Raw genomic sequence first — 6,861 nt, 5'->3', positions numbered from 1 at the left:
AGAGGATTTAGGAGGCAAAGAACCACATTTTTTCCATCGGAGCAGGGTAGGTGAGCAATGCTCATCTTCCTGTTCTGAAAAAAATAAACTCCATTCCCTCCTCAATCCTATAAGTTGCATTTGTTACTTGAATTTAGGTTTCATTAATAATTCCAAACCATTATGATATTTAGTGATAAAATTACTGAACGCAAAAGAATCTTAGAGCCTGAATTTATGAGACTCATGGAATTAGCCCTCAAACGACAAAAACATATTGGCGATCTTCTCCTCGTTGAAGAAAATGGTTTTTTTAGTGAAGATGCACTAAAATTCACAAATAGTGAAGGTGGTAAATACAGCCCATATGCAGTTGGACCTGGAAAAGAAGGTCACTCAGAACAAACACATTATACATTCATAGATAATTATCGAAAAAACAATATCCACAAGTACCCATACACAGTTTATCTAAAAGGACTTAAATACTTATCTGAGGATAAGTCAAAATATGATGAACTGATAGAATCAGAAGAAACATCAATTCAGATTGAAATGCTCATTTACTTGAAATTTTGGGAGGCTGACATGATAATTAAAAAACTATATCAGTTTGTAAGGATTCTCAATGGAGAGAGTTATGACTGGTATTTTAAAATTGCTGAGGGCAATAAAAAAAATAAAAACATACTCAGCAGGCATGAGATTATAAGGGTAAAAATAAGAGATCGGCTAGAAAGTATTTCACCAATACTTCACGACTTAATAAATAAAACATACAAAACTCAGATTCGAAACTCAATTGCTCATTCTAATTATTCATTTGCAGGAAGAGTCATCATGCTCAACAATTATATCCAAGATGACCCATATTCAAATATTTCCTCGATTACATTTAATGATTGGATAGATGTTTTTCATAATACCCTCATGCTACACAACCAATATATTTGGCTAAATAATGCTATAAAGAATTTTTATATCACATTTGCCATGAAATGTGACAATTGTGTTCCAATAATGATTACAGACAAAGATGGAAATAAGGAAGAAGCAAAACTTATTTCTAATTCAAATGGCAATAATTGGGTATTTATGAAGTAGGTATTAAATCAGATTTCTAATTATGAAAAATGTCTACACATTTATTTTTTTGTTTGCTCTCATTGGATTAAGGAATCTCTCAGCCTCAGTTGTAATTCAATGCAGTGCTCGTTACCAGTCTGAGGTAGTCGATAAAAATCCTGTTGGTTATTGCGAGACCCCAATATTTGGACGTACTCCTATTTTTGTTTCTCATTCAGGTAGCAAAAAAATGGTCTGGTCAGATTATTATTCTGTTGAAATTGTTTTCTTTTCTGGAAAAGAATTTAACGAGGGCGTGAATTCAGTCGTTTATAATGAAAATTCTATTATTGCTGTTATTAAATGGTCAAATGGCGGATACACCAGCATTACTATATCTGATTTGGTAACTAACCTAGATTATATGACTGACAATGAAATAAAATTCAACCCAGATGGGTCACGAAGATACTATTTACAGGGATATGACAGCGATCGACACTTGTGGGAATTGTCCTTTTAATCTATATTTTATTGTTTCTCTTGAACCCATTCATTATTGGCACAGAAATAGTTTCAAAACTGAGAATATTCTTAGTCTCTTGTTTTCACAAATCCGGCGTGGGTTTGTAATCATCAAATCTACTTAAACAACACCAACCATGCTACATGCTTCCTCTGGCAAAGTCACCCTTCGTCCACTGGTAATGGCCGATGCTCCCCGGATGGCTGAGCTGGCCAACAACAAAAACATAAGCATCAACCTGCGTGATGGCTTTCCTCACCCCTACACTCTGGAACATGCCAAGAGCTTCGTTGAGATGTGCATGGCCCAAGATCCCACCACCATTTTTGGTATTATTTACGAAGGGGAATACGTGGGCAATGTTGGGCTAACAAAGGGAACGGATGTTTACCGAAAGAGCGCCGAGCTGGGTTATTTCCTTGGTGAGCCATACTGGAACAGGGGCATAATGCCGCAAGCAGTAAACCTGGCCACCCAATTTGCATTCGAAATGCTGGATGTTGTAAGAGTTTTCTCCGGCGTATTCGAGTATAATCTTGCCTCGCAACGGGTGCTAGAAAAGTGCGGTTTCACAAGAGAGGCTGTGCTTAAGAAGGCAGTATTTAAAAACGGGAAGCTATGGGACGAGATACGGTATGCCAAGCTGCGAGAGTAAATAAATACCAAAGCACCATTCCTTCCCCAAAAACAAGTTTGTAATTCCACTGGGCAAGCTTACCTTTGCATGCTAATTGAATCAGAATACCAACCGTGGAAGAATTTCTCAGTAAACTAAGCGATGTTCAGCGTCAAGCTGTTGAAAACTACAAGGGTCCAAGCCTTGTAATTGCGGGCGCAGGATCAGGAAAAACCAGAGTGCTCACCTTCAGGATTGCCCATCTTCTTAATCAGGGAGTGGCCCCCTACTCCATTTTGGCCCTCACCTTTACCAACAAGGCGGCCCGCGAAATGAAGGAGCGCATTGCCTCCACGGTGGGCGAGTCGTTGGCCAAGCGCCTGCGTATGGGAACTTTTCACTCCATCTTTGCCCAAATACTCCGTGCCGAAGCCGATAAGCTAGGTTATCCCAAGAGCTTCACCATATATGACACCACCGACTCCAAGAGCCTCATTAAGTCTATCATTAAGGACTTGAAACTCGACGATCAGGTTTACAAGGTGGGCGCTGTGCTGGGTCGCATTTCCAGTGCCAAGAACAACCTGGTTACCCCCATGGCCTACCGCAGCAGCTCGCATACTGTAGCTCAGGATGCGGCTTCGCGCATGCCCATGATTGCCGAAATATACACAGCCTATGCGCAGCGATGCTACAAGTCGGGAGCCATGGACTTCGACGATCTACTGCTGAACACCAACATCCTTTTTCGCGATTTCCCCGACGTGCTGGCCAAGTACCAAACACAGTTTCAGTATATTCTGGTTGATGAGTATCAGGACACCAACTACTCGCAATACCTGATTGTGAATAAGCTAGCCACCCAGCACCACAACATCTGCGTGGTGGGCGACGATGCCCAGAGCATATACTCGTTTCGCGGAGCAAAAATTGAGAACATCCTCAACTTCCGAAACGACTACCCTAACTACAAACTCTTTAAGCTGGAGCAGAACTACCGTTCCACCCAGACCATTGTGAATGCGGCCAACAGCATCATTGCCAAGAACAAGAATCAGATAAAAAAGGTTTCCTTTTCAAAAAACGATGAGGGTGAACTTATAAAGGTTCTTCGCGCCTACACCGACCAGGAGGAGGGGCTTATGGTTGCCGCCTCCATTCACGAAACAATATACCGCGATCAGGCTAACTACCACGACTTTGCCATTCTCTACCGCACCAACGCCCAGTCGCGAATTTTTGAGGACTCGCTGCGCAAGAAAAATATTCCCTACAAGGTGTACGGAGGGCTTTCGTTCTACCAGCGCAAGGAGATAAAGGACCTCCTCTCCTACTTTCGGCTGGTGCTCAACCACAACGACGATGAGGCATTTAAGCGGGTGGTAAATTTCCCCGCCCGAGGCATTGGCGATACCACCATGGCGCGCGTTGAATCTGCTGCTGCTTCAAACGGAATAAGCATTTGGGAGGCCGCTCAAAACATCCGTACGCTAGAGCCCGAAGTTAAGGAGGCAGCGGCACGAAAACTTGCCGATTTCGTAGCCCTTATTAGCGAAATGGCATCGCAAATCGCCACGCTGGAGGCTTACGACCTTGCGCTTACCATTGCCACCAAGTCAGGGGTTATTCACGACCTCCGGCAGGATAAAACCAACGAGGGGGTCTCCAAGTTGGAAAACCTAGAAGAGCTCATCAACAGCATCAGGGAGTTTACCGAAGAGTTGAAAAAGGAGGAGGAGAGCGATGAGGCTCTTACCCTCGATCGTTTTCTAGAAACTGTTTCGCTGCTCACCGATGCCGACAAAGATAAGCCTGAGGATCGCAACAAGGTCACCATTATGACCGTCCACTCTGCAAAAGGGCTTGAGTTTAAATATGTGTATCTGGTCGGGCTGGAGGAAGAGCTCTTCCCCTCCCGCATGAGCATGGGCACCGAGCAAGAGCTGGAGGAGGAGCGACGGCTATTCTATGTTGCCATAACGCGAGCCGAAATAAGGGCAACCATATCCTACGCCATGCAGCGCTACCGCTGGGGTTCGCCCACCACTTGCCGTCCAAGCCGCTTCCTAAAAGAGATCGACGAAAGCTACCTCGACATGGGTGAGGCACCCGATAACGATGGTGACAACAACCTGCTAAACCGCTCGACACAGGGTGGTGGATTTTCCAAAAACTACGGATCATTTTCCAACCCCTACCAAAAAAATATTCCTGCAAAGGAGAAAAAGGTGGTTACCTCAAGCATAAAAACCGCTACAACCAATATCCCTGTTGAATTTAACGAGCCATTAGCCAAAAGTTTTAGAGATTGTGACCCCAACGAAATTGTTGCCGGCGTTCAGGTAGAGCACGAGCGGTTTGGCGTTGGAAAGGTTGTGGCAGCCGAGGGTGACTCGGCCAACCGCAAGGCGACCGTCTTCTTCCCATCCACGGGGCAAAAGACACTATTACTCAAGTTTGCTCGCCTAAAGATTGCAAATCAGTAAGATCGTTTTGTTAATTGTTTTTAATGTGCTAGCTTTGTGCTTGTTGAAGTTACCGGCTCTCCGGTGCTCTTTTGAACACTAAATCACTATAATGGACTACAATACGCAACGTACAAAACTTTTTCTTCCTGAATATGGAAGAAACGTGCAACAGATGGTGGACTATGCAATGACCATCGAAGACCGCGATCAGCGAAACTTAGTCGCCCGATCGATAATTGCCGTGATGGGTACACTCATGCCTCAGCTTCGCGACCAACCGGACTTTAAGCACAAGCTCTGGGACCATCTAGCAATTATGTCCGACTTTAAGCTCGATATCGATTCGCCATACCCTACCCCGCTTCGCGAGAAATTACAGGAAAAACCTCGTATTGTTCCGTATGCCCCATCAACGCTAAAGCATAAGCATTATGGACGTGTGTTGGAATCGATGGTTAAAACCGTTGCAGCCATGGAAGATGGAGAGGAAAAAGACCTCCTCGTACTAGCCATCGCCAATCAGATGAAGAAATCTTACATCACCTGGAACAAGGACTCCGTTACCGACGACCTAATTCTACGTGACTTGGGTGAATTCTCTAAAGGTAAACTTACCCTCAAACCGGAGTTTAAACTTCAGGATAGACGCGAAATTCAAGTACCGAGCAAAATAAAGCGACGTCCACCCCACCAGCAACACCCACGGAAAAAGTAAACCACTAGGCTTTATGGGAACCTTTGAAATTAAAGGAGGCCTAAGGCTTTCCGGCGAAATTCAACCTCAAGGGGCAAAGAATGAGGCACTCCAAATTCTTTGTGCCGTGCTGCTTACCCCCGAAGAGGTGACCATTCACAACGTACCCAACATCCTTGATGTGAACAAGCTCATTGAGCTACTTCAGGGTATGGGCGTTGAGGTGCACAAGTTAGGTGAAACCAGCTACCGCTTTAAAGCGGCCAATGTGGATATCAACTACCTGCGCAGCGAGGAGTTTCGTGTGAAAGCGGCCAGTCTTAGGGGTTCCATAATGGTTGTTGGTCCACTTCTTGCCCGATTTGGCATGGGCTACATTCCTCGTCCGGGTGGCGACAAAATTGGCCGTAGGCGGCTCGATACCCATTTCTTGGGTTTTCAGCGTCTTGGCGCCAAATTCGACTTTAGCATTGCCCAAAACTACTATGCCGTTGAAGCCAACAACCTGATGGGTTGCTACATGCTGCTCGACGAGGCATCGGTTACAGGCACAGCCAATATCCTAATGGCAGCAGTAATGGCCAAGGGGATAACCACCATCTACAATGCAGCGTGTGAACCATACGTGCAGCAACTTTGTAAGTTGCTCAACCGCATGGGTGCTAAAATCTCGGGGATTGGATCCAACCTGCTTACAATTGAAGGGGTAACGGAGCTGCACGGTGCCGAGCACACCATACTGCCCGACATGATTGAGATTGGCAGCTTCATTGGCATGGCCGCCATGACCCACAGCGAAATCACCATTAAAAACGTCTCCTACGACGATTTGGGCATTATCCCCTACTCCTTCGAACGCATGGGAATTGAACTTCAGCGTAAGGGCGACGATATACTAATTCCCTCCCACGACATTTACGAAATTGAATCGTTCATCGATGGCAGCATCCTAACCATCGCCGATGCACCGTGGCCAGGACTTACACCCGACCTGCTCAGTGTATTTCTAGTTGTGGCAACACAGGCAAAAGGAAGCGTACTTATTCATCAGAAAATGTTCGAAAGCCGCCTCTTCTTTGTAGATAAGCTCATCGACATGGGTGCACAGATTATTCTCTGCGACCCACACCGCGCCTCAGTAATTGGTCAGGCGCACAGGTTGAAACTTCGCGCTACAACCATGACCTCACCCGACATTCGTGCTGGCGTTGCGTTGCTCATTGCAGCAATGTCTGCCGAGGGAACCTCTGTTATCCACAACATTGAGCAGATCGATAGGGGATACGAAAAGATTGACGAGCGGCTCAATAAGTTGGGTGCTCAAATTCGTCGCGTATAGCTTCATTCAAACCGACAAAATGTCGCATTTTGCGAAGTGGCAAGCTTTTTGCCTTGACCTCATCGCGTAAAATATTATTTGATTTTCGATATGACCAAGCATAAAAAGCATCAAGAGGGCGAAGAGCCAAAAGAAAACAAGACGGCAGAAGGCCAAGAGCAACCGGTTAAGGAT

General features: G+C 45.2%; 6 protein-coding genes. All 6 read left to right on the top strand.

Annotation, left to right across the window (positions count from 1 at the left end; genetic code table 11):
• Positions 1-162 precede the first annotated feature (162 nt).
• The gene (locus tag VMW01_09085) at positions 163-1,083 is read left to right on the top strand and encodes a hypothetical protein (GenBank protein HUW06404.1); all 921 of its coding nucleotides are present in this window, start codon (positions 163-165) and stop codon (positions 1,081-1,083) included.
• Positions 1,084-1,105: 22 nt separating this feature from the next.
• A complete protein-coding gene (locus VMW01_09080; GenBank protein HUW06403.1) occupies positions 1,106-1,567 on the top strand; it encodes a hypothetical protein in 462 nt (153 codons plus the stop codon).
• A 139-nt stretch (positions 1,568-1,706) separates the two neighbouring features.
• Positions 1,707-2,225 (top strand): GNAT family protein, encoded by a 519-nt coding sequence (locus tag VMW01_09075; GenBank protein ID HUW06402.1) that lies wholly within the window; start codon positions 1,707-1,709, stop codon positions 2,223-2,225.
• A 95-nt stretch (positions 2,226-2,320) separates the two neighbouring features.
• Positions 2,321-4,672 carry a UvrD-helicase domain-containing protein gene (locus VMW01_09070; protein ID HUW06401.1) on the top strand — a complete coding sequence of 784 codons (2,352 nt, stop codon included), beginning with the start codon at positions 2,321-2,323 and terminating at the stop codon, positions 4,670-4,672.
• A 91-nt stretch (positions 4,673-4,763) separates the two neighbouring features.
• A complete protein-coding gene (locus tag VMW01_09065; GenBank protein HUW06400.1) occupies positions 4,764-5,369 on the top strand; it encodes a DUF4290 domain-containing protein in 606 nt (201 codons plus the stop codon).
• Positions 5,370-5,382: 13 nt separating this feature from the next.
• The gene (gene murA, locus VMW01_09060) at positions 5,383-6,687 is read left to right on the top strand and encodes a UDP-N-acetylglucosamine 1-carboxyvinyltransferase (GenBank protein HUW06399.1); all 1,305 of its coding nucleotides are present in this window, start codon (positions 5,383-5,385) and stop codon (positions 6,685-6,687) included.
• Positions 6,688-6,861: the final 174 nt, after the last annotated feature.

It is taken from the genome of Williamwhitmania sp., from assembly GCA_035529935.1.
Classification (GTDB): domain Bacteria; phylum Bacteroidota; class Bacteroidia; order Bacteroidales; family Williamwhitmaniaceae; genus Williamwhitmania.
This window is presented reverse-complemented; position numbering and strand designations above follow the sequence as displayed.

Bases quoted from the DNA above. Each gene is read 5' to 3' on its own strand.
- VMW01_09085 (HUW06404.1), top strand. From the start codon at position 163: ATGATATTTAGTGATAAAATTACTGAACGCAAAAGAATCTTAGAGCCT.
- murA (HUW06399.1), top strand. From the start codon at position 5,383: ATGGGAACCTTTGAAATTAAAGGAGGCCTAAGGCTTTCCGGCGAAATT.
- VMW01_09080 (HUW06403.1), top strand. From the start codon at position 1,106: ATGAAAAATGTCTACACATTTATTTTTTTGTTTGCTCTCATTGGATTA.
- VMW01_09065 (HUW06400.1), top strand. From the start codon at position 4,764: ATGGACTACAATACGCAACGTACAAAACTTTTTCTTCCTGAATATGGA.
- VMW01_09075 (HUW06402.1), top strand. From the start codon at position 1,707: ATGCTACATGCTTCCTCTGGCAAAGTCACCCTTCGTCCACTGGTAATG.